General features: G+C 63.5%; 20 protein-coding genes and 2 pseudogenes. 6 read left to right on the top strand and 16 right to left on the bottom strand.

From position 1 onward, the window contains the following. Positions 1-5: 5 nt before the first annotated feature. Complete coding sequence (locus OKW28_RS11690; RefSeq protein ID WP_429445642.1) at positions 6-1,256, bottom strand: D-amino acid dehydrogenase; 1,251 nt, start codon at positions 1,254-1,256, stop codon at positions 6-8. A gap of 186 nt (positions 1,257-1,442) precedes the next feature. After that, the gene (locus OKW28_RS11685) at positions 1,443-2,534 is read right to left on the bottom strand and encodes a GlxA family transcriptional regulator (RefSeq protein WP_429445640.1); all 1,092 of its coding nucleotides are present in this window, start codon (positions 2,532-2,534) and stop codon (positions 1,443-1,445) included. Between the two features lie 320 nt (positions 2,535-2,854). On the opposite strand from OKW28_RS11685, the gene OKW28_RS11680 reads away from it, so the two are divergent. Then, positions 2,855-3,979, top strand: coding sequence for a branched-chain amino acid ABC transporter substrate-binding protein (locus OKW28_RS11680; RefSeq protein WP_429446929.1), 1,125 nt, complete (start codon positions 2,855-2,857; stop codon positions 3,977-3,979). A gap of 230 nt (positions 3,980-4,209) precedes the next feature. Here OKW28_RS11680 and OKW28_RS11675 read toward each other — a convergent pair whose 3' ends face one another. After that, on the bottom strand, positions 4,210-5,322 hold the full coding sequence (locus OKW28_RS11675) for a beta-propeller fold lactonase family protein (protein WP_429445638.1): 1,113 nt from the start codon (positions 5,320-5,322) through the stop codon (positions 4,210-4,212). Between the two features lie 179 nt (positions 5,323-5,501). On the opposite strand from OKW28_RS11675, the gene OKW28_RS11670 reads away from it, so the two are divergent. From OKW28_RS11670 to gph, 5 genes are all read left to right on the top strand, one after another. Continuing rightward, complete coding sequence (locus OKW28_RS11670; protein WP_429445636.1) at positions 5,502-6,284, top strand: TonB family protein; 783 nt, start codon at positions 5,502-5,504, stop codon at positions 6,282-6,284. A gap of 58 nt (positions 6,285-6,342) precedes the next feature. Next, positions 6,343-7,110, top strand: a complete 768-nt coding sequence (locus OKW28_RS11665) for a MotA/TolQ/ExbB proton channel family protein (protein WP_429445634.1) — start codon at positions 6,343-6,345, stop codon at positions 7,108-7,110. Beyond that, complete coding sequence (locus tag OKW28_RS11660; RefSeq protein ID WP_429445632.1) at positions 7,101-7,523, top strand: ExbD/TolR family protein; 423 nt, start codon at positions 7,101-7,103, stop codon at positions 7,521-7,523. Before OKW28_RS11665 ends, OKW28_RS11660 begins: the two co-directional genes overlap by 10 nt. A gap of 146 nt (positions 7,524-7,669) precedes the next feature. Further along, entirely contained in the window at positions 7,670-8,491 is an 822-nt protein-coding gene (locus tag OKW28_RS11655) for an HAD family hydrolase (RefSeq protein WP_429445630.1), read from the top strand. Next, complete coding sequence (gph, locus tag OKW28_RS11650) at positions 8,482-9,174, top strand: phosphoglycolate phosphatase (RefSeq protein WP_429445628.1); 693 nt, start codon at positions 8,482-8,484, stop codon at positions 9,172-9,174. Before OKW28_RS11655 ends, gph begins: the two co-directional genes overlap by 10 nt. Positions 9,175-9,183: 9 nt before the next feature. Here the strand turns inward: gph and OKW28_RS11645 are convergent, their stop codons facing one another. The 13 genes and pseudogenes from OKW28_RS11645 to OKW28_RS11585 all read right to left on the bottom strand — a co-directional run bounded on the left by OKW28_RS11645 (position 9,184) and on the right by OKW28_RS11585 (position 23,477). Continuing rightward, on the bottom strand, positions 9,184-9,846 hold the full coding sequence (locus tag OKW28_RS11645) for an ankyrin repeat domain-containing protein (RefSeq protein ID WP_429445626.1): 663 nt from the start codon (positions 9,844-9,846) through the stop codon (positions 9,184-9,186). A gap of 15 nt (positions 9,847-9,861) precedes the next feature. Next, complete coding sequence (locus OKW28_RS11640; protein ID WP_429445624.1) at positions 9,862-10,482, bottom strand: c-type cytochrome; 621 nt, start codon at positions 10,480-10,482, stop codon at positions 9,862-9,864. After that, entirely contained in the window at positions 10,479-12,212 is a 1,734-nt protein-coding gene (locus OKW28_RS11635; RefSeq protein ID WP_429445622.1) for a pyrroloquinoline quinone-dependent dehydrogenase, read from the bottom strand. The genes OKW28_RS11640 and OKW28_RS11635 overlap by 4 nt, the downstream gene beginning before the upstream one ends. Before the next feature lie 343 nt (positions 12,213-12,555). Beyond that, positions 12,556-13,428, bottom strand: coding sequence for a VOC family protein (locus OKW28_RS11630; RefSeq protein WP_429445620.1), 873 nt, complete (start codon positions 13,426-13,428; stop codon positions 12,556-12,558). Between the two features lie 300 nt (positions 13,429-13,728). Then, entirely contained in the window at positions 13,729-13,995 is a 267-nt protein-coding gene (locus OKW28_RS11625) for a contact-dependent growth inhibition system immunity protein (protein WP_429446927.1), read from the bottom strand. A 33-nt stretch (positions 13,996-14,028) separates the two neighbouring features. Continuing rightward, positions 14,029-14,865 carry an RNase A-like domain-containing protein gene (locus OKW28_RS11620; RefSeq protein WP_429445618.1) on the bottom strand — a complete coding sequence of 279 codons (837 nt, stop codon included), beginning with the start codon at positions 14,863-14,865 and terminating at the stop codon, positions 14,029-14,031. A gap of 343 nt (positions 14,866-15,208) precedes the next feature. After that, positions 15,209-16,588, bottom strand: a pseudogene (locus tag OKW28_RS11615) (glutamate decarboxylase). An 82-nt stretch (positions 16,589-16,670) separates the two neighbouring features. Continuing rightward, positions 16,671-18,323 carry a bifunctional aspartate transaminase/aspartate 4-decarboxylase gene (locus OKW28_RS11610; RefSeq protein WP_429445616.1) on the bottom strand — a complete coding sequence of 551 codons (1,653 nt, stop codon included), beginning with the start codon at positions 18,321-18,323 and terminating at the stop codon, positions 16,671-16,673. A gap of 83 nt (positions 18,324-18,406) precedes the next feature. Beyond that, positions 18,407-18,577 (bottom strand): annotated as a pseudogene (locus OKW28_RS11605) (hypothetical protein); the annotation flags it as partial. A 191-nt stretch (positions 18,578-18,768) separates the two neighbouring features. Next, positions 18,769-19,164 carry an RT0821/Lpp0805 family surface protein gene (locus tag OKW28_RS11600; protein ID WP_429445614.1) on the bottom strand — a complete coding sequence of 132 codons (396 nt, stop codon included), beginning with the start codon at positions 19,162-19,164 and terminating at the stop codon, positions 18,769-18,771. Positions 19,165-19,180: 16 nt separating this feature from the next. Further along, a complete protein-coding gene (locus OKW28_RS11595; RefSeq protein WP_429445613.1) occupies positions 19,181-20,932 on the bottom strand; it encodes a SulP family inorganic anion transporter in 1,752 nt (583 codons plus the stop codon). An 82-nt stretch (positions 20,933-21,014) separates the two neighbouring features. After that, positions 21,015-21,974, bottom strand: coding sequence for a DUF2950 domain-containing protein (locus OKW28_RS11590; protein ID WP_429445611.1), 960 nt, complete (start codon positions 21,972-21,974; stop codon positions 21,015-21,017). A 9-nt stretch (positions 21,975-21,983) separates the two neighbouring features. Next, positions 21,984-23,477: a DUF3300 domain-containing protein gene (locus OKW28_RS11585; RefSeq protein WP_429445609.1), complete on the bottom strand. Its 1,494-nt coding sequence runs from the start codon at positions 23,475-23,477 to the stop codon at positions 21,984-21,986. Positions 23,478-23,738: the final 261 nt, after the last annotated feature.

The raw sequence follows: 23,738 nt of genomic DNA, 5'->3' as shown, positions 1-23,738 counted from the left end.
CGGCATTAATTTGAAAGGGCGAACGTGCGACGCAGTTCGTGGCCGGCACTGCTTGCCAGCCAGTCAGCGAGCAGCGCGGCGGAACCCGTCGCGAGCGTGAATCCGAGCGCGCCGTGGCCGACGTTGAGCCACAGGTTGCGGTAACGTGTCGGTCCGACAATCGGCGTGCCGCGCGGGGTAGCCGGGCGTAGGCCGGTCCATTCGCGGGCAGTGATGGACCCGGTCAAATCAGGGAGCAAGGCGGCTGTCTCGGTATGCAGTGTCCCCAGCCGGATGGGATCGGCTTCGAGCGAATAGCCTTCAATGTCGGCAATGCCCGCAACGCGTAATCGATCACCCAGTCGCGCATAAACGACTTTGCGGCTGAAATCCGTGACGCTGAGGCGCGGCGCGACCGTCTCCGGTTGCAGATCGAACGTGAGGCTGTAGCCCTTGAGCGGATAGACCGGCACACGGATATGCAGCGCCTTCAGAAGGTGGGCCGCCCCGGCGCCCGATGCGACGACGATATGATCCGTCGCGAGCGGCGCGCCTTTCTGGAGAGCTTCCACGTCGCCGTTCGCGTTGAGTCTCAAAGTGTCGATCGGCGTATTCATCAGCAAGCGAACGCCGCGTTCGCGCAGCACGGCCGCGAGGCCTTCGCAGAAGCGCAAACAATCGGCGGTTTCCTCGCTCGGTGTATGAATGCCGCCCGCGAGAAGCGGCTTGACGTGTGACAGCGCCGGTTCGAGTTCGACGCAGGCGTCAACGCTCAGCGCCTGCTGTTCACAACCGAGCGCGCGCTGGAATTCGAGCAGACTCAGGGCATTTTGCATGGCGTTCGCGTCACGGTGCACCACGAGCTTGCCCGAGCGAACGAAGTCGAAGTCGAGCGTGGGTTCTGTGCCGATCAGCTCGTGCATGAGCGTTCGACTCAGGAACGAGAGCGACAGCAGACTTCGTGTCGTCAGTTCGCAGCGTTCGCGAGTGCATGCTGAGAGAAATTCGAAGCACCAGCGCCATTGCTCGAGGCTCAGCTTGGGCCGCAGACGCACAGGCGAATCGCGCTGCGTCAGCCAGCGCGGCAGCTTCGAGACGACGCCAGGGCCGGCGAGCGGCGCGACATAGCTGTACGACAGTTGGCCGCCGTTGCCGGAACTGGTCTCGCCCGCGACGTCCGCGTGCCGGTCGGCGACCGTCACGTCGTGGCCCGCGCGACTCAGGTAATACGCGCTCGACAAGCCGATGACGCCTGCACCGACGATCAATATCCGCATGCTGTCGTACTCGCTCTCTAGGGTGATTTGCGTTGGGCGTGTGCCACGCGATGCATGGCTTGCCCGATAACTACACTGTACGGTGGCATCGATGCAGAGGAATTGCACCGATCTGCCGGAAAATAGAAGAAACGCGACAGATGCCTGAGGGACGAGACGAAATGCGCCGCGCGCGGCCCGCGAGGGTCAGGCCGTGGCGGCGCTCCGCGACGCGCGTAGCTTGCCCGGCGTCACGCCATAAGCCTCGCGGAACACGCGGATGAAATGTGCGGAGTCCGCGAAGCCGCACTCGTACGCAATGTCAGTAATCTTGCGTGCCGTGTTGACGAGCATCCAGCGCGCGTAGCGCAGGCGCATGCGCCGATAGAACTCGTTCGGCGATGTGTCCATCTCCGCCATGAACGCGCGTTCGAGATTGCGCACGCTGGTGCCGATCATCTTCGCGATGACCGCAATGTTCAGCGGTGCTTCGAGGTTCTCTTCCATCAGCAGCACCGCGTGACGGACCGTGGCATCGTCGACGGAAAGGTAGCCGAGCGCCGCGCGCCGCTCGACAAACGAGGAGCCGCCCTGACGGCTCACTGTCATCTGATGAATCACCTTCGACGCGCGATCCGGCCCGCAGTGCAGGCTGATCAGGCGCGCGGCCAGTTCGACCACGGAAATCCCGCCCGCACAGGTGATGCGGTCGCCGTCAATCAGATAGTCGGCGTGCGTGATGACACGCAAGGCCGGAAACATGCGCCGGTAGTCGTCGAGATGGAAGCTGTGCACACAGGCGACGCGATCTTCGAGCAGGCCCGCACGCGCCAGCACGAAGCTGCCGGTGCACATGCCGACTAGCGGAACGCCCGCGTGGACGGCCTGTTTCAGATAGTCCCAGTAGCGACGGTCGACGTGATCGAGATGCGGCAGCAGGCCGCCTATCACGACCAGATAGTCGAATTGCGCGACGTCGGGAAACGCGGACTGCACCTGCACCGGAATACCGCAGCTCGCCTCGACCGATTCGCCTTGCACGCCGACGATCGTCCACAGGCAGCGCAACTGACGGCTCTGGTCGCCGCGATCCGCGGCATGGCGCAGCGCATCGCAAAGGCCGGCGAGCGACAGCATGGGAAAGCGCGGCCATAAGAGGATGCCAACGCTCAATTCCGCTTCGGAGCGGCTTGCGCGTTTCTGGAGCGTACGCGGTAACGCGTCCAACTGCTCGACCAGTTCGTGAGCCGCCTGCGTATGGGGCTGGGAAACGCTAGAAGGAGGGTCAGCAGTCGGCATGCGCGAACTCGTGGGCGGTTCGTTCGGATTATACGGTGACGGGTTGCGAATCGGTGTGGCTGGCACTTGCCGCAATTCTTCTATTTTCCGGCAGATCGATTCAATGCCGCGGCATTCTGGCTGCATAAATTTGTAACCGCTAACGAACGACGCCGCGCCCCGAGGTGCGGCTCGCTCCAGCGAAGGCAGGCATACCGGCCGCATTGAGACGCGTGCGGTTTGTGCGTCCGGTCGACGGACGGCGCTGGCCGCTCGTCCCGGCCAACCACAACTACTTTTTCGGGTGAAGCATGAGCAAAAGCACAGCCTTGGGTCGCGTCATGGCGACTGTCGGCATTCTGGGAACGTTGGCGGCCGCTGCAATGGGCGTCGCCCGTGCCGACGAGATGGTGAAAATCGGCGAAGCCGCGCCCGTGACCGGACCGGCTTCGTACCTGGGCAAGGACACCGAAAACGGCGCGCGCCTCGCGATCGAGGAAATCAACCAGAGCGGCCTCATGATTGGTGGACGCAAGGTGACGCTGGTGTTCGACGCACAGGATGATGCCGGCGACCCGCGTCAGGCGACTCAGGTTGCCCAGAAACTGGCGGACGACAAGGTTGTCGCGGTGGTCGGGCACATGCAGTCGGGCTCGACCATTCCCGCTTCAAAGATCTACAACGATGCGGGTATCGTGCAGGTCTCGCCATCCGCGACGAATCCGGCGTACACCCTGCAGGGATTCAAGACTGCGTATCGTGTCGTCGCGACGGACGCTCAGCAAGGTCCGACGCTTGCCGACTACGCGGCAAAAACGCTGAAGGTGAAAACGGTTGCGATCGTCGACGACTCGACCGCCTACGGTCAGGGACTTGCCGTCGAATTCGAGAAGCAGGCGAAGGCGGACGGCATCACGGTGTTGTCACATGACGCGAGCACCGACAAGGCGGTCGATTTTCGCGCGATTCTCACGAAAATCAAAGGCGAAAAGCCCGACGCGATCATGTACGGTGGACTTGACGGCACGGGCGGCCCGTTCGCGAAGCAGGCGAAGCAACTCGGCATTACGGTGAAAGTACTGGCCGGCGACGGCTTATGTGCCGACGATCTCGCGAAACTTGCCGGCGACGCATCCGATAACGTGATCTGCTCGATTGCCGGCGCGCCGCTGCTGAACATGGCCGAAGGACCAGCTTTTGTCGAACGTTACAAGAAGCGTTTTGGCTATGCTCCGGTCTTGAACTCACCGTTCGCATACGACGCGGTGGGCGTTATCGTCGCTGCGATGAAGCGTGCGGAATCGACCGACTCCGCGAAGATTCTCGCCGCGATGCCGGCCACCGACTACCACGGTGTGCTCGGTGAAACGCAGTTCGATTCGAAAGGCGATCTGCGGCACGGCGTAATTTCGCTGTACAAATATGTTGGAGGCAGACAGACGTTACTGGGCGTCGTGGAGAAGTAATCGCGTTTTAGCAGTCTTTTTGTTTCCTTATAACCCGCTTCCAGACTTGTCCCAAACTGGCTAGACGGAGGAACCGAGCTGTTGAGCATGCTCGGCATTCGTGAGAAAGCCGCCCTTCCAAGGCGGCTTCCTTGTGCCCATTCTTGTACAGCGGTACAAGACAGGAAGTTAATAGCAACTCGGCAAAGCTAACGGACCCCGGATCTGCAACAGCTCATTCGCCCGCTTGCTCAATGCGATTCGATCGAGCCGTCGCTGTGCGGATACGTGACGATGCCCCACGCGAGCGGCAGCTCACCGATCTGCTTGAGCGGCTGATAGCTCTTCGCGTCGAGCACGTAGACCGCGTCGGAGCGACCGCACGCGACCATCAGCTTCGAGCCGTCCGGCGTGAAGCTGAAATGCCAGCAGCGCTGGCCGACCGGCACATCGGCGACATGTTCGTACGTGTGGCCGTCGAACACCTGCACCACCTTGTCGCGCGCGGCGGCCACGAAAAGCCGCTGACCGTTCGGGCCGAACGCCACGCCATAGGGGCCAAGCTTGGTGTCGACGGTCTTGACTACCTCGAACGTGTGCGCGTCGATCACGACGAACTTGCTGAGCGACTCCAGCGTGACAACATAATGCTTGCCGTCAGGCGACAGCCGGATGCCGCGCGGCCGCCCGCCCGCCGCGAGCTTCACGGTTCGGATCGGCGCGCCGGTTCGTGCGTGATAGATCGACACCGTATCGTCGCCTTCGTTGGTGACCAGCATCATCTGGCCGTCGCGCGAGAATTCGATGCCTTCGGTTTCGTGGCCGCTCGTGACCGAACGGATCACGTGCCAGTTTTTCATATCGATGATCGCGATTTCGGCGGGCGGCTTGTTCGCGTCGTCGTCCGCGCCGGGCTTGTTGCCCGCGTTCGCTTCGGGCTTATTGTCCCCCTTCGCGTCGGGTTTGGCTCCCGGCGGCCCGCCGTCCTCGCCGGGCTCGTAGGTCACGTACGCGTAGCCGTTGCGCACCCGCACATATTCAGGGTTTTTGCCGATCTTCACGCGCTGGACGACCTTGCCCGTGGCGGTGTCGATCACCGCGAGATCGTTGGTGTTCTTGTTGGCGACCAGCAGACGCGTGCCGTCGGCGTTCAGGCTCAGGCCGCGCGGGCCACCGGCGCCGACCGGAAAGGTCTGCGTGAGCGTCATCTGGTCGAGATCTATCACGCCGACGCCGGCCTTCTCGCTCGTCACGTAGGCGAGCGGCGCGGCCGCGGCATGCGCGGCGCTCGCGGCCAGCACGAGCGCGCAGGCCAGCGCGAGGGAACGGCGTGGCGGTCGGGGGAAAATCCGTGTCTCCAGCATCGTTGTACTCCGGGTTGATATGGCGGCGCCGCGATGGTTCGCGTCATCGTTTCAAGGTAGCCCACCGGGCGATTGTTTGACAACGCGGATCGGCGGGAGATTTTCCCGAATTGCTTCGCGCCGGCCGTCGCGGGTTTGAAAAGCGGGGTCGGCGGGGGACAATGAGCGCGGAGGTGGCGATGATGCTGCAAGTTGCCATGGCGAACCCAAGAAGTCCTACCCATGCCGCGGCCGGCTACCGTCGCGCGGCCATCGTGCTGGGCGCCGTGATCGTCGCGCATCTGGTGCTGCTCGCCATCGCGTTGAGCGCGCGTAACCGGATCGTCGAGCGTCCGGTCGAGCCGCGCACGATCACCGCGTCGCTGCTGAGCCCCGAGCCTCCCGCTCCGGTTGTTTCACCTCCCGCGCCGCCCCCACCCGCCGCTGTCGTTCCGACGGCGCCAACGCCGCCGGTCACGCACCCCGCCGTGCGCGTCAAACCGGCGCCGCAACCTCGCGCGCAGGTGCCGCGCAGTGTGGAAAAGCCTCTGCCGACTCCGCCTCCGACACGCGAAAGCACCGCGCAGCCCGTCACGCAAGCCGCCGCCCCATCGGCTGCACCGCAGGCCGCCGTGCCAACAGCCGCCGCGCCGTCGGCGGCATCGGCTTCCGCCGTCCGTCCGGCGGTGTCCGCGTCGACCGAGCCGCGCAACGTGTCGCACGTCGACTGCTCGATTCCGAAGCCCGACTATCCCGACATCGCGAAGCGGCGCGGCGAGCATGGCACAGCGATCGTGCGCTTCGTCGTCGGGCTGAGCGGGCATATCGAAACGGCGCAGCTGCAAACCAGCAGCGGCTCCGCGCGGCTCGACGACGCGGCGCTCGCCGCCGTCCATGCGGGCGCCTGCCAGCCGTACACCGAAAACGGCACGCCGGTGCGCGCCGCGTACTCGCAGTCGTTCGTGTTCGGACTGACCGAGTGACGCAACAGGGTGAGCGCACCGCCAAATAGACCAGGGACACCAAACGAAGGAACTCGCCATGCAACACTACGGACTCGCAAACGTCTGGGATTCAGGTGATATCGTCACGCGCGGCATTCTGAGCGTGCTCGTGATCATGTCGGTGCTGTCGTGGACGGTGATCATCGTGAAGCTGTGGCAACTGATCCGCCTCAGGCGCGCAACCCAGAGCGACGCGCGCTTCTGGAGCGCGGACCGCTTCGACGACGGGCTGCGCAGCCTCGGCCATCCGGAATCGGGCGCGCACGACAACCCGCTGCTCGCGCTCGCGCTGGCGGGCCATGAAGCCGCGACGCACCATCGGCAGACGCAGCAGCATCTGCACGACCGTATCGACGTGTCCGACTGGATCACCCGGCGTCTGCAGGACACGATGGACGAGACGATCGCGCGCCTGCAAAGCGGCCTTGCGATTCTCGCGTCGATCGGCAGCACCGCGCCTTTCGTCGGGCTCTTCGGCACGGTTTGGGGCATCTACCATGCGCTGATCGTGATCGGCGAGACCGGTCAGACCTCGATCGATCATGTCGCCGGCCCGGTCGGCGAGTCGCTGATCATGACGGCGTTCGGGCTCTTCGTCGCAATTCCCGCCGTGCTCGGCTACAACGGTCTGACGCGCGCGAACCGCTCGATCGTCGCGCGCCTGAAGCGCTTCGCGCACGGCTTGCACGCGTACTTCGTGACCGGCTCGCAGTTGCCGTCGAGCGCCGGGCCGCAGATGCGCGTGGTGCCGCGCGGCACCAACGCGACGAACGCAACGCGCGACGGAGACCTCGAATGGCAATGAGCCCTTTCTCCGACGACGACGAACAAGGTCTGATGAGCGAGATCAACATGACGCCGCTCGTCGACGTGATGCTGGTGCTGCTGATCATTTTTCTCGTCACGATTCCGGCGCTGCAACACGCGGTCAGGATCGATCTGCCGCACGCGAGCAGTCAGCCGGAAGCGCTCAAGCCCGCGCACGTGGACGTCGTGGTGCAGGCGGACGGCACGGTGCTGTGGGACGGTCAGCCCGTGACCGACGACGCCTTGCGCGCGCGCATCGCGCAAGCCGCCCTCGCGACGCCGCAGCCGGAGCTGCATTTGCGCGCCGATCGCAAGGTGCCGTACGAGCGGGTGGCGATCGTGATGTCGGCGGCGCAGCGTGGCGGGCTGACGAAGCTGGGCTTCGTGACCGATCCGCAGTTGGGCAACTGACGCGGCGCGGCGTGCGTGTTCGGTGCGTGCCGGCACATAAAGTCCCGCTTATCGGCGGCGAAAGAATCTCTGAATTTGAATCGGCGGACGGCTCGGCTATCGTGGTGCGTGTCTGAACGGCACCCCACCCTCGCGAGGACCGCACGATGCAAGCCCTCATCTTCGACGTCGACGGCACGCTCGCCGACACCGAGACTGCTCATCTGCACGCATTCAACGCCGCGTTCGCGGAAGCGGGCCTCGACTGGTTCTGGGACGAAGCGCTCTATTCCAGCTTGCTGAAAGTGGCGGGCGGCAAGGAGCGTCTGCTGCATTACTGGCGCACGGTCGAGTGCGAGGAAGCCGGGGGCCCGCGAGCGCGAGAGGCCGTCGACGCGCTGCACGCGCTGAAAACGCGCCACTACACCGAGCGCATGCGCGAGCGCGGCGTGCCGCTACGACCCGGCATCGCGCGTCTGATCGACGAGGCGAACGAGGCCGGTCTACGCGTGGCGATCGCGACGACCACGACTCCCGCCAACCTTGACGCGCTGCTGCAAGCGCATTTCGGCGCCAGTTGGCGCCATCGCTTCGCGGCAATCGGCGACGCCGGCACCACGTCGGCGAAAAAGCCCGCCCCCGACGTCTATCGCCACGTGCTCGAACAGCTCGGCTTGCAGCCCGCGGCCTGTCTCGCCTTCGAGGACTCGCGCAACGGCCTGCTGGCGGCGCGCGCCGCGCGCGTGCCCGTCGTCGTCACGCCGAGCGCTTTTACCGCGCACGAGGACTTCGACGGCGCGCTGGCCGTGCTGCCTCATCTCGGCGATCCGCACGCGCCGATCGTTCCGATGGTGCGCGGCGAATGGCATCGCTGGGTGGATCTGGCGACACTGCGCCGCTGGCATCAAGACGCCACGCGTCGTCCCGATTCGGCCGCGCACGGCGCACTGAACGCGGACCAGGCGAACGCGAGCGCGTCATGGCAATGAACCGCGACTACCAAGCTGTCCTGATCGATCTCGACGGTACGATGGTCGATACCGCGCCGGACATCGTCGCGGCTGCCGGCCTGATGCTGACGGACTTCGGCGCCACGCCGCTGCCTTACGACAGGGTGACCGGCTTCATCGGCAACGGCGTGCGCAAGCTCGTGCAGCGCTCGCTGGATGCGGCGGGCCTCGGCGAGCGCGTCGAACTGGACCATGCGCAGGCCGTGTTCGAGCGGCATTACGCGGTGACCAGCGCGGAGCTGGGTCGGGTTTTTCCTGGCGTGATGGCCGGGCTGCGCGCGTTGCGGCAGCACGGGTACCGCTGCGCGTGCGTGACCAACAAGCCGCAGGCGCTGGCGGCGGCGCTGCTCGACAAAACTGGGCTTGCCGCTTTTCTGGACGGGCTGGTCGGGGGCGACACCGTGGCGAGCATGAAGCCGTCGCCCGAGCCGCTTTGGCACGCGTGCCGGCTGCTCGACGTCGAGCCCGAACGTTGCGTGCTGGTCGGCGATTCATCGGTCGATGTCGCGGCGGCGCGCGCGGCCGGTCTGCCGGTCTTCATCGTCAGCTACGGCTATGGCAGCGCGAGCGGCGCCGCCCTGCCGCGCTGCGACGCGCTGATCGATTCGCTCGAGACATTGCCGACGATTCTGGCGCAAGCGCGACCGGCATTGCGCGTGTGATTCAAGCCGCTAACCCGCCGACAACAACCCCGCGACGCGCTCCGACTTCGTCTGCACCGCGATATCTTTCGCGGTCATCCCGCGATTGTCCTTCAACGACCGGTTCGCGCCGCGCGCGAGCAACATCTGGGCGGTCTCCGCGCGATCGTATCCCGCCGCCCACATCAGCGCGGTCAGATCGTTCTTGTAGGTCCGGTTCACGTCGACGCCCGCATCGAGCAACTGACCGACGACCTTCGTTTGTCCCTGGCCCGCTGCATATTCCATCGCGGTCTTGCCGACGCGATCGGTCGCGAGCGGATCGGCGCCATGCGCGAGCAGCAGCGCGACGATCTCGTCGAAGCCGCCGTAGGCAGCGGCCATCAGCGGTGTATCGCCCGGCGCGTTCGCATGCTGCACGTTCGCGCCGCGCTCGATCAGCGTGCGCGCCATCGCCGTATCGCCCTTCTTGCACGCGGTGACGAGCGCGGTGTCGCCGATCCGGTTCATCGCATCGACCGACGCGCCGCGCTGCAGCGCCGCGACGACCGACTGCTGATCGTCGTCCTTCGCGGCCGCGAGCAGTTGGCGGTTGATTTCCCCCTGGTCCTGCGCGAGCGCCGGCACCCATGCGCCGAATGCGGTGGCGAGCAGAACGGCGGCCGCAAGCGGCCGAGCGAGCATGTCTGTCATGGTGTCTTCCCCGTGCTACTGCAGATTGTTGATATAAGCGGCCAGATGATGGATGTCGTCGTCGGTCAGATTACGCGTCACGCTGGTCATGTTGCCCGCATCATTGGTGCGTGTGTGCGAGCGGAAGTCCTGCAATTGCTTGACGATGTACTGATAGTGCTGGCCCGCGACGCGCGGAATCTCGTTCTGTCCGGAAAAGCCGCCCAGATGACACGTCGTGCACAGCACCTCGGCCGCCTTCTTGCTGCCCGCCTCGATGCTCGCGCCATCCGCGTTGAACGGCACCAATACGGGCTTCTGCGCGGCGAAGTAGTCGGCGAGGTCCTGCATGTCCTCGCTCGACAGGTTCGCCGCCATCGGCGACATGCGCGGATCGCTGCGCCGTCCCTGCTTGAAGTCCTTCAGCTCCAGATACAGATAGCGCGAGGTTTGCCCGGCCAGAATCGGATAGTCCGGACTGGTCGAATTGCCCATCGGCCCGTGACAGGCCACGCACACCTGCGCTTTCGTCTTGCCCGCCTCGGCGTCGGCGCGCGCGCCCGACGGCAGCCATGCGGCGATCAATCCGCCGCACAGCAGTGCCACCCTTGCAGCGCGCGCCCCACCCGGCGCTCCCCGCAGCGCCGGCCGCCTCATGGCACCGCGAACACGACGACGCTATTGCCGCGCTTGAAGTCGATCTGGGTGTTGCCGCCCGCTGCGACCGCGATGTACTGCTTGCCGTTGACCGTGTACGACACGGCCGGCGCGTTGACGCCCGCGCCGCACTGGAACTCCCACAGCTTCTTGCCGGTGGCGGCATCGAACGCGCGGAACAGGCCGTTGCCCTCGCCGTTGAACACGAGACCGCCCGCGGTCGCGAGCACGCCGCCGATCAGCGGCTGGTCGGTCTTGTAGTCCCACGCGACCTTGCCGGTGTCGACGTTGACGGCCGACAGCTTGCCCCATTGCGCCTCGGACGGAATCACCTTGAAGGCGCCGCCGAGCCACAGCTTGCTGCCGCCCGGATAGGCGGCGTCCTCGACCTGGTACGTCATCGGCTGATGCAGGTTGGCCGCGTAGACGAGACGCGTTTGCGGATCGAACGCGATCGGCGACCACTCGACGCCGCCGTTCGCGCCCGGCAGCATGCGCGCGCCGGCTGCTGTCGGCAGGGTCCACATGTTTTCCTGCGGAATCATCGCCTGCGAGAAGCGGATCAGACGGCCGGTCGCACGATCATGCACGTACACGTGACCGGTCTTGCCCGCATGCACGATGCCGGGGATCATCTTGCCGTCGTTGTCGCGCACGTCGATCAGCACCGGCGGGCTCACTGCGTCGAGGTCCCAGACGTCATGCGGCACGTACTGGTAGTGCCATTTGTACTTGCCGGTGTCGAGATCGATCGCGACGAGCGAATCCGTATAGAGGTTGTCTCCCGGCCGGATCGCGCCATACAGGTCCGGCGACGGGTTGCCGACCACGAAGTACACCGTGTGCGTTTTCCGGTCGACCGTCGGCGTCATCCACACACCGCCGCCGAGCGTCTTGTAGAAGTCGCCGCCCTTGTCGGCCAACTGCTTCTTCTCCGCGTCGATGTCGCGCTTCTCGTCGCGGCCGGTCGCGTCTTTGGTGGCCCACACGCCTTCCTGGCCGGTTTCCGGAATCGTGTAGAAGGTCCACAGCAACTGGCCGGAATTCGCGTCGTACGCCTTCACGAAGCCGCGAATGCCGTACTCGCCGCCGTTCGTGCCGATCAGCACCTTGCCGTCGACGACCGTCGGCGCCATCGTTTCCGAGTAGCCCTCGTCGGGATTGGCGATCTGGCTTTGCCACAGCACGTTGCCGGTTTTGGCGTCGAGCGCGACGAGCTTGGAGTCGAGCGTGCCCATATAGAGCCGGTCACCCGAAATCGCGACGCCACGATTGTTCGGCCCGCAACAGAACGTCGTGACCGGACCCATCTTGTGCTTGTAATGCCAGAACTCTTTGCCCGTCGTCGCATCGATCGCGTAGACGTGATTGAACGACGTGGTCAGGAACATCACGCCGTCCTTCACGATCGGCGCCGTTTCCATCGACTCGTTGACGGCCGTCTGGAAGATGAACGCCGGCCTGAGCTTCGCGACGTTCGTCCGGTTGATCTGCGAGCCGGGGTAATAGCGCGTCTGCGCGTACGAGCCGTTCGAATGGAGCCAGACCGCCGTCATGCTGCCGGCGCGGTCGAGCTGATCCTGGGTCACGGGCTGAAGCGTCGATGGCACCGGCGCGGCGGTGGTGGTCGAGCTGTTCTGTACTTCGTCGGCGGCATGAGCCGCAGGCAAGCCGAACGCGATGGCGAGCAGTGGCAGGCCGACAATTCCCTGAATACGGTTGAATGGCATGAGCGTCTCCTAGCTTTTTATTGTTCCTATGAATTGCAGCGCTGGAGTGCGACATGGATCCACGCGGACGACAGCGTGAAAGAGCACGATGGCGCAACCCTCGCAGACAACAAAAGCGTACGACTTCGAATCGTTGTTAGCTTTGTCAGGACGGGTCGGCTTCGCAGAGTGGGGAGAAGCAATGCACGGGTCCGCGGAAAACCGGCTCGATTAAGGGTAGGCGATGTGTTGTGGATTTTCTAGATTAAATCGTTAAGGAATGGGAATCGACCAGCGTGCACCAGCGGGTTCATCACGAGGTTGCCCGCGAATCAAGCCTGGCCCGGCAGTGCGCCGGGCGACATCAGAAACGGCCGCCGCGCGAATCGGCACCCTTCAGATAGTTCCGGTTGGTCTGTTCCGGATTCCGGTTCACCAGCGCTCGCGCGTAGAGCGGATGATGCAGGCTCCGCACTTCGTGCTCGAGCCTGAAGCAACGCTCTCCGGACGACAGATCGACGAGGTCGGCAAATCGGTATTGGTGTGGCTCTTCTCCATATACGAGGCCTTTTGCGTTGAGGCGCTTGAACGGCTCCGAAAAAGCAGCGGTGTAAATGGCGATGTGGTGTCCGTCGTATTCAGGAATGGGCTCGGTCGTTTCCGCATACAGCAGCTGCTGATGCGTGCCGATGTCGATCACCGCGCGGTGCAATCCATGCTTCTCTTCGATGTCGACGGTCGCATCGAACATATCGCGGTAGAAGCGCGCGATCGGCAACGCGCTGCCGACCGGTACATCGATCTTCACGAACGCGATGCCAAGATCGATTTCCGACCAGGGGTCCGACGCGGATCGACTGGAGGGATTGAGACACTCGTAACGGTTGCCCCACGGACAGGTGACTTCTATGCTGCCGGCGCGCTCTGTCCATCCGAACCCGGTGCCGGCCAGCAGTGGCTCGACCGAGCGCAGACGCATCACGAGCGCTTCGAGTTCGCCCACCACAAGACCGACACTGCCGCGCAGACGTTGCGCCACCCCGTGCGGCAGGTGAATCTGCGACCGGCCAATGTTGATCCACATATTGTCGATACCGGTCATCACGAACGGGTCGCGCGTGAGCCCGAGTCCGGTGACGTAGAAGGCGGTCGCGAGTATCTGGTTGGGAATCTTCAGGTTCACGTGCTCGAGCAGGATCAGATTGCCGGTATCGTCGTTAGCGTAAGAGTTTTCCATGTGTTTGCCTTGTGCATGAGCCGCGAAACGCTGGACAATTATGCATCAACCTGGCAGGCATTTCGGGGACAGCTCGCAGTGCGCCGTCGCTCACGACTCACTAATGCGGCGGCCCGCGTTGGCCGATAGCAGCTGTGCATTTCCTTGCCCTGTTGCGCCAGCTCGAATACGAGCAACGCTCCGACAAGCTAATTGAGCTTGCTCTTGCATCGCACGTTGTGTTCCAGCTTTTCCGCGAACATCGCCGCGGCGTGCATGCGCCGGGTGGCATCGGACCACCCTCGCGCGGCGACCAGGGGATTACTCGCTCAGAAGGCGCTTCAACTCGTCAAGGAATGAGGCTGCAGTGTGGCCCCACAGATTGGGATCAAACCCTGAACCGTAATCTCTTTCGAACGCAGAATCCAGGTCGGACGGATGTTCATTGATGAACGAATTTATTTCATCAATTATTTCTTTTCGATATTCCAGTGGGATAACACTTTTATAGCATGAGACAATTTCAGGGATCGTGTTTCCCCACAAATCGTAATCCTCATTGAAATACGCGCCGAAAAGCTCGTACATTCTAGGGTAGCGCTCTGATAACATTGGTTATCCTTAGCCGACGTGGGCGGTCAATATGTAGTACGGCATATTGTTATATACCTGAAACTTCAGAATTACGGTTACTTCGTTCATCTTAGTCAGTTTATTGGTTTTTCTTGTTACCCCGTATCCTATATCGCCAGAAACTTTCTTGACTAATGTAAGAGGGATGCGGTTTCTCGGAGATTGTACCCAGCTCTGAATTTTCAAAGTATTTGAATTCATTACATCAGATATCGCCAATTCTGCCACCTGAAGACTATGAAACGATGAAGCAACCCTTTTTTGGGGTTCCCGTTCGAGGCGCTCCCGTAGCCATGCCTCATCCTTCTCAACGTGTTTCAGAATCGTATGCCCACCAAGCCTTGGATTAATGGCCTTTGCCTCATGCATTTGCAGATTGATTCGGCCCATCGTGACGCTGGCCACGCGTGCAGCCTTGATCGAGCCAGCGAAGCCGAACGGCACGATCATATCAACTGACAGGCCGATATTGTTCGCCATGTCAGGACTGGCCTTCATCGCCTCGGCCAGTTTCGTCGTACCTTGCTGGGTCAGCGTGGCCGTATCCCGGCCCGTCCAGATTTGACGCACACCTGCCGACGCCGTATCTGAGCCATGCACGCCGAACACGACACATCCGGCCTTGCTCGCCATCGTCGGTTCCGGCAGCACACATAGAGCCGCCGCCCCGACCATTTCCAGCACCCCGCCCACAACCTGCAAACCGCCCCATAGCCGGTTGGAAAGCATCTCGGTGGGGCTGATCGACTGGCGGGAGAGTACCGCCGCCAGTTGCGGCGCACTGAGCACCACGCGCACGCCGTCCGAATCCTGTTGATACGACATTCCGAACTCCTCTGTAGCTGTTGGGCCTGCCAAACTAGCAGGCGACCACAGGGGTATGGAATGGGCGATGGATGATTTTAGGGTCTCGCTGCGATCAGCGAAATGTCAACATTTGTCCGCGTGGGAATGCACATCGTGACGCGTGTGGAGCTTCGGCAGGATGTGATCGACCACGCTAACCGTGTTGGCCGCAATATGGCCATGTGCCCACGCCCATTGCATGACGGCGTGCATGCGTTGGCGGGTGCCACTCAATGCAACAAACACGGCAATCGCCGCCGGGGCACGATGCTGCCTTCCACCTCAGTCTTCGCGATAGCCCCGGACGTCCCGTCTGTCACGCTCAGCACTTGCTCGGCGTCTCCTGCCCCGCCGCGTGCCTGTGCAACTCGGGCGGCGTCGCGTTGCCGCCATGTTGTTCGAGGTATTGGCACGCGCTGACGATGTCGTTGGCAAGCAGTCCTTCCACGGTCCGGTTGACGTGCGGCCCCACCACGACCCGCAGACTGTTGACCGATTCCGCGTCGGGCGGCATCGAATAGGCCGAGAGCACCCAGCCTTTTTCGCGCACCTTGTTCGAAACGTCGAACTCGTTGAAATTTTTGATCTTGCTGTCGAGCGTCACGGCCACGACCGGAATCCGCTGCGTTTCGTTCATCATCGTGAAGTATCCGCTTTCGACGAGAACCGCCCGCAACGCGATCGCGTTATCGAGCGTGTGCTGCATGATCCTTCGATAGCCTTCGAAACCGTGCCTGAGGAACATGTAGTACTGCACGGCGACCTGAAACGCGTTACGGCTGAAGTTCAACGTCGCGGTCGGCATTTCGCCGCCCAGATAGTTCACGTAGAAAACCAGCTCTTCATTGAACACTTTGCGTTCGCGAAACACGACCCAGCCGAGGCCCGGCGGCACGAGCCCGTATTTATGCCCCGATGCGTTGATGGACTGCACGCGCGGCAGCCGGAAATCCCATTGGTAGTCGGGATAAAGGAACGGATTGACGAATCCTCCCGATGCGCCGTCGATATGCATCGGAATCGAAATGCGGGTGCGCTTCTCCTAGTCGTCGAGCCAGTCGTGAATGCCCTGGATATCGTCGTCCTCACCGGTGAACGTTTGCCCCGCGATTGCCACGACGGCAATCTTGTTTTCATCCACGTACTTGTCGAGATGTTCGGCCGTCAACCGGTAGTTGCCTGGCATCAACGGCACGATGCGCGGCTCGACATCGAAATGACGAAGGAATTTCTTCCATACGATCTGCACGTTGCCGCCCGTCACCATGTTCGGTTTGCTGCCGTCATTGCCCTGCGCTTCCCGGTTCTTGCGCCAGTTCCATTTGTGCGCGAGACCAGCCAGCATGCAGGCCTCCGAGGAACCCACCGTCGCGGTGCCATACGGCTCGACGCCTTGCGGTCCGTTCCATAGCTGATGCAGCCATTTGACCATGCGCGCTTCCATCGCGAACACCTGCCGGTATATGTCATGGTCGATATAGTTCTTGAAGATGTTGCGCTTCGCGGTCTCCGCCGCTTCGGGTTCGGCCCACGTCGTGACGAACGACGACATGTTCAGCATCGGATTGGCGTCGGTCCATTCCGAGCTGATCGCGATGGCGGCCGCCGCGCGCGCGGACATTCCGTCCTTGGGGAATTCGTTTTCTGCAATTGCGTAGTTGAACTCGTCATACGGCGTAATCTTTTCGATTGACGTGGTGATGTTCTGCTCCTCAGTTCGCGGGCGTTTCATGCGAACGCCGGAGTGGCTCGCGTGAAACGCCCGGCTGGCTCCGGTTCGAGATCTACAGGACCTTGTTCTTGTCGAGGGTGCTGCCGGTCGCCGCGTTGTAGCGTTCGACGTAATCGCCGAGCAGTGCGCGGATCGCCTGGCCGATCGCGCGGTAGTCCGACTCGTTCAGATTCGCGAGCGATACGCGGCCGGACGGATGCTGCGTGCCGAATCCGCGTCCCGGCAGCAAGACCACGCGCGCTTCCCGCGCGAGTCTGAACAACAGCTCGGACGGCTCCGTATTCTTCAGCAGCCACTCGACGAAATCGCGTCCGTACGCGCGCTCGCCCAGATATTCCATGTCCAGAATCGTGTAGTAGTCGACCTGGTTGATGTCGACGTCGTCGAACGTAACGCCCATCCCGTCGTACAGAGCGCGCTTACGGCTGCGAATCAGACGCTTCAGCGCATTCTTGTACGCGTCCGGCGTATCCATCAGCGAGAACAGCGAAAACAGCACCATCTGCACCTGCTGCGGCGTCGAGAGCCCTGCGGTGTGATTGAGCGCCACGGTGCGGCTATCGGCCACGAGCCGATCGATGAACTTGAGCTTGTCGGGCTCCGTCGTGATCGACTCGTAACGGTGATGCAGTTCCTTCTTCACGTCCTTCGGCAACTCGGCGATCAGCCGATCGAAGATATTGTCGCGGTGCGTGGCGATCGTGCCGAGACGCCAGCCGGTCGCGCCGAAGTACTTCGAATACGAATACACGAGAATCGTGTTCTTCGGCGCCAGCGCGAATAGCGACACGAAACCGTCGGCGAACGTGCCATACACGTCGTCGGTGAGCAGGATCAGATCGGGCCGCTCCTTCACGATTTTGGCGACATACTCAAGGCTCTCGTCGCTGATCCGCACCGAGGGCGGATTGCTCGGATTGACGAGGAAAAACGCCTTCACGGCCGGGTCGCGCAGCTTGTCGAGTTCCTTCTTCGAGTACTGCCAGTTATTTTCGACGTCGGCATTTACCTCGACGACTTTGAGCTGGTAGTCGTTCAGCGCCGGGATCTCGATATAGGGGGTGAAGATCGGCATGCCGAGCGCGATCGTATCGCCCGCCTTGATCAGGTGGTTCTGGCGCATCGTGTTGAAGATGTAGGTCATCGCGGCGGTGCCGCCTTCGACCGCGAAAATATCGAACTCGCCGATGAACGGATGCTTGCCGACCATCTCGCGGCGCAAATACTGCCCGACGATGATTTCCGACAGCTTCAGCATCCGGTCGGGCACCGGGTAGTTCGACGCGAGAATGCCCTCGCACATCTCGTACAGAAAGTCGCTCGCGGACAACCCGAGCTGATCGCGCACGTACGAGACGGCGCTCGCGAGAAAGGCGATGCCCGGCACGCCCTTGTTCTCGCGCAGGAACAGGTCCAACCTCTCGACGAGCCCGTCACGCTTCGGAAAGCCGCCGACGCCTTCGGGCATATAGGCAAACGAGCGCTCGGATTCGCGCATCGCAAAGAGGCCGAGTTGCCAGAACCCGTGGCGTGGGATCGTCGCGACGAAGTTGGGATTGCCGCGTCCGGCGTTGAGCATCGCAAGGTTCGCGGGCCGCTCGACCGCACCGCCGCCCGCCGCCTTGATCAACTCGTCTTTCAGTTCGAACGGACTGAGTGCCGCCAGCTTCGCCTTGTCGGCGTCCTGCTTGTCCCGCTTGCTCATGTCTCCTCCTGAACCATGTTTTGCGCGCCGTGTTCCGTGCGCAGTTCGCCGATAGAGCATCGCCGGCAGCGACGCCCCGGGGGTCAAGCCAGCATCATCACGACGACCATGCCCCAGATCGTCAGCAGCGTATTGCCCACCGCATTGGTCACGGTATAGCCGAGTCCTGGGACCTGGCTTTGCGCGGCATCGCAGACCGTGCCGAGCGCCGCGGTCGTCGTTCTCGAGCCCGCGCACACCGACGTGAGAGCGGGTGTGTCGTAAATGGGTAGCGGCCGCCCGGTTTTCTTCAGAGGTCAGTCGACCTCCGGAATCGGTCTCTTCCGGTGAATACGTCTCTTCCGGTGAATACGTCTCTTCCGGTGAATACAATGGTTCTTCCGGCGAGGCAAAACAATACGACCTTGGTCTCACGAAAATTTACGCACTGATTACGCGCGCGTCCTTATTTCTTGAGAACCTTCCACGGCCCATTGCCAGTCTTGCAGGCGACCGGCGTCCAGCTCTGGGTCTGCCCTTTCGCGACCGCGACGAGCGTCGCGGTCCGGCAGGTTCGATCGCCTTCCTTCGTCGTATCCCGCGGCGTCACCGTGCCCGTGATCGAAACGGGATTGCCGGTCCCCGCATTGCTCCAGTCGAGCGATTCGCCATCCTTTTTTGTGTCGAGTGCCTTTTGCGCCGCATTGTTGAGCGCTTTACGGTCGGCGTCGCGCATGTACGTAATGGGCGTGTCTTTCAGAAAGTTCAGGTTCGATGCATGACCCAAAACGGGGCCGGCTAGCAGCGCCGCCGCGAGCCACCGCGTGAGCGCACGCGCGCCGGGACGAAATTGGCATGACATGGGTATCTCCTCGATTTCATCTGGACTTCGCGTCGTCCGCGAAATCGCCGTTTTGCTGGAATGCGTCGACGACGTCGGCCACCGAACCGCGCCGGCCGATATGGCCGACACGAACTTCGAGCCCCTCGGCGCGCAGCATGTCGCGCACGTCCGCGTGCGCGCCGACGACCTTCATCGCGGCGCCCGCGGCCTCCAACGCGCCGTGCATCGCTTCGAGCATGCGCGCGCCCGCCAGATCGACGACCGCCGATGCGGACAGATCGCAAATCACGAGCCGGACCGGTTCGGGTGCGGTGTGGATCATGCGCCAGATCGTCTCGCGCACGTGCTCGACGTTGAAGTACAGCAGCGACGCCTCGACACGCACCGCCAGCACATGCGCAATCGTCTCGTTCTCGGCATGACGTTCGAGATCCGAGAAATAGCGCGTGCCGGGAATACGCCCGAGCATCGCGACGTGCGGATGCGCGGCGCGGCGGATGATCAGCAGCATCGACACGAGCACCGCGACGATGACGCCCTTCAGGATGCCCAACAACAGCACCGCCGCGAAAGCCACCATCGAAATCGCGAATTCGAAGCGGCTCACGCGCCACACATGACGCAGTTCGCCGACGTCGACGAGGCCCTTCACGGCCACGAGCACGATCGCTGCCAGCACGACGTTGGGCAGATTCGCGAGCAGTCCGGTGAGGAACATCAGACAGAAGCCGATCGCGAGCGACGCGAATACCAGCGCAAGCGCGCTTTTCGCGCCGGCCTTGTCGTTCACCGACGATTGCGAAAGCCCTCCCGCAACCGGGAAGGCCTGGAACAATCCCGTGGCCAGATTGGCTGCGCCAAGACCCAGCAATTCCTGGCGGGCGTCGATCTCGTAACCATGTGCCTGCGCGAGCGCGCGCGCGGCCGAAACGCTCTCGACGTATGCCAGCAACAGGCACGCGAACGCGAGCGGAACGATGCCGTCGACATCGCGCAGCCGCAGCGCGGGCAGACGGAATTCAGGCAAGCCCTGAGGCAGCGCGCCCACGAGCGTGAAGCCGCGGCTGGCCAGCGGCGTGACGGACAACACGACGATCGAGGCAGCGACGACGGCGAGCGCCACCGGACGCCCCGGCAAAAACTTTTCGCCGAGCAGCAGCAACGCGATGCAAACGAGGCCGAAACCGAGCACGCCGAGGTTGGTCAGCGGAAGCTGCCCCCACAGCACGGCGATCCGTTCGAAGAAGAATTCGCCGCCGCCTTTCACCCCGAACAGCTTCGGCAGCTGGGTCATCGCGATCGTCAGCGCGGCGCCCGCCTTGAAGCCGAGCAGGATCGTCTCGCTGATGAAGCTGACGAGCGAACTCAAGCGCAGCAGCCAGCCGATCACGCACATGCACGCGATCAGCACGGACGTGAGCGCCGCGATCGAAGCCCAGCGCGACGGGTCGCCCCCGGCCATCGGCACGAGCGTCACGCCGACGAGCATCGAGATCGCCGAGGTCGGGCCGATCGCGAGCTGGCGCGACGAGCCGAACAGCGCATAACAGAGGCCGCCGACCAGATAGCAGTAGATGCCGTATTGCGGCGGCAAGCCCGCGAGCGACGCATAGGCGAGCGATACCGGAATGCCATAAGCCGCGAGCGTCACGCCGGCGACCGCGTCCTTCGCGAGCCATCGAGGCTGATAGCTTCGCAGCCACTGCGCGGGAGGAAACGCGGAGCGCCACCCGCGCGCGGGTGGCGTGGAAGACGCACGGCCGGTGACGCTGGGTGGATGGTTCAACTTGGCGCCTCGAGTACGGAAGCGGACCTGACGGAAGCACGGGCGCGCTGTACGGCCATCGCCTCAGCCAACCCGGAGCGGCTCAGAGCGAATCCTTGACGCGCTGCCACGTGTGATCCGGATTGAACTCGGTCACAGGCGGCGCGTGCGCGCCACGGTCCTTCTGGTAGATGACGCCGTTGTTGCTGACCACGAAGGTCATCACGCCGCTCGTGCCGTACTGCGCCGGATAAGCGACCATCGCGAAACCCGCGATCATGTGGCCGTTGATCACGTAGCTGAACGCGCCGCCCGGCGCGTTCTTGCCCTGCCGCGTCAGGATGTGGAAATGGTAGCCCCGGTAAGGATCGCCCGCCGCGTGGCCTTTCAGATATTCGGAACTCGCGGCGACGAGCGGGCCGAACGGACTCTCTTCTTCGGCGCTGTTTTCGTCGCTGTGCCAGTAGAGACCGTCCTGCTTGCCGGGTGTGCTGGCCAGCTTCTGCGCGTATTCGAGCAGGCCGTCGTGGTTCCGGTCGCGCGACGCGTACTGACGCTGCGCGTCGATATAAGCGTGCAGCACCTTGATCGCTTCGAGTTCGTTGGCGCCGATCCGTCGATTGATCAGTTCTTCTTCGCCCTGCTCGGTGGCGAAGCGCCAGGTGCCGTCCTCTTTGACGATCGGTATCGGCATCGGCCACGCCTCGTCGCCGACCAGCAGAATCCGCCGGTTCGGTCCCCTGTCGTCGAGCACGTGATAGGCCTCGAGCTCCTTGCTCGCCCTGGCCCAGTTCGCCTCGTTCTCCGCCTGATCCGGCGATACCACGAGGCTCTTGTGCGCTTCGCCGAAGATCGCGACGAGCGACGCTTCGTCGTCGGTCTTCAGTGCGCTGGACAGCGCGGCGACCGCGTCTTCCGGGGTGGCGAAAGTGCGCTGCCCCGCGGCGAGCGCGGCCAACGGAACCGACAGCGCGAGCACCATCGCGCACAGCCGGCGCGATCTGGCCACACGTCGCCGCGAATCGTCGCGTGCGCGCTTTCCGGTGATGCTTTGCCCGCTCATGGCTGCTCCTTATCGCCGTCCGCCGCCGCGGCCGCCGCCGCCACCGCCGGCCCGCGGCGAGAATCCACCACCGCCACCGCCGGAAAATCCGCCACCACCGCCGCCACCGGAGTATCCGCCGCCACGCGTCGATTGGCGGCTCGCCGCGCCGCGCGCGCTATTGGCTTGCGCGTCGCGCGCCGAGCCGTAGCCGCTGAACGCATCGCCGCCGCCCGCAGGCGCCGCGCGCTGACTCACCTCGCGTGTGCCCGCCGACGCCGTCGGACGCTGGGACGGCTGCGGCCGCCCTTGCGCGCCAGCACCGCCGCCTGCGAAGTTTGCGCCGGCGCCGCCACCCGCGCCGCCACCTGCATAGTTTGCGCCGCCGCCCGCGCCGCCGCGGTTGCCGCCCGCCACCCCACCGCCCGCGCCCGCGCCTGCACCCGCGCCGCCGCCGCGCGACGGCGGATCGCCGACCCGTTGCGTGCGCGCCGAGCGATCCGAGATACCACTGACCTGGCCCGGCTTCTTGTCCGAGGTCCACGCGGAGGTGCCCCCTCCCTGCCCGCGACCACCGCCGCGGTTGATGTCGCCCGTGTTGATATTGCCGCGCTCGACGTTTCTATCGCCCCGCTCGACGTTTCTATCGCCGCGCTCGACGTTTCTTTCGCGGTTGATGTTGATGTTGTTGTTGCCGCCGCCTCCGTAATTCGTTTCATAGTGCCCGCCGTTCCAGGCGGCGGTAATCGCCGCGCCCCAGATCAGCCCCGTCGCGAGCGCGGCGCCGGGCGCGTACGGATAGTAGTAGGCCGGATATGGCGTGGGCGCGTAGGCGTAGGTCACGGGCGCACTGGCCACCACGATGGTCTGCGGGTTGTACTGCGGCACGTAGATCACCTGCGGATCGGCCGGCTGGATCTTGATCACTTCCTTCTCGACGACCACGACCTGCTTGTCGTCGGATTTCAGATGCCCCGCCGACTGCGTTTGCCGCCGGAAGCGCTGAATCGCTTCGAGCACCGAGCCCTGATCGGCAACGACGGCCTCGCCGAGATCGATCGTCCAGTCGAGATCGGTGCTCATGTTCTTGACGATGTCGGGGTAATTCAGCAGCGCCTTCACCGGATCGTGCCACGCGTCGTTGAGCTTCAGCGACTTGTTGTTTTTGTACTGATCGAGAAAGCGATCGGCCTGCACGACTTCCACGGGATAGGTTGAGGCCGGAAGAATGATCGCGATCAGGTCGTCCGGATATAGCGCGATCGGTCCGACGAGCTTGTCGAGCGTCGCCGCGGAAACGGGTGCGTTCGGGGCCGCGTTCGCCGGGGCGTTCGCGGCCGGCGCCTGCGCCAGCGACACCGCAGTGGAGAACGCGCCGCAGCACGCCAGAAGCGCGGCACCCAGTACATGGCTGACGCGTCGCGCGCGCTTCGCCTCGTCGTCGAGCGCCGGCATGCGCCAGCGCCTGTCGAGCGCCGTTGCAAACGGGATGATGCGTGTACGAGCACGCGAATCGCGGTCCATCGATGCTTCCCCTTGCGCTTCGTCAGCGGCCCCGGGCTGCATGGCCAGGCGGCAGTCCACGGCCATGATCTTTGACAGACAGTTGTCCGAAGCAATGAAAACGACCTGCACCTGTTGCATGGATACAGTTTGGAAACCATGGACGATATTGCAAATACGACCTTGGTCCGATTGCGCGCGACAGGCCCGCGACACCATGATGAAAGCGAACCTGCCATTGCTGCGCATCCACCGCGCGGCAACCGGTCCCACCAGAATTCC

The organism is Paraburkholderia sp. 40 (assembly GCF_050434105.1).
In the GTDB taxonomy this organism is placed as follows: Bacteria; Pseudomonadota; Gammaproteobacteria; order Burkholderiales; family Burkholderiaceae; genus Paraburkholderia; species Paraburkholderia tuberum.
Note: the sequence above shows the minus strand (reverse complement) of the source record. Positions and strands in the feature narration are given on the sequence as shown.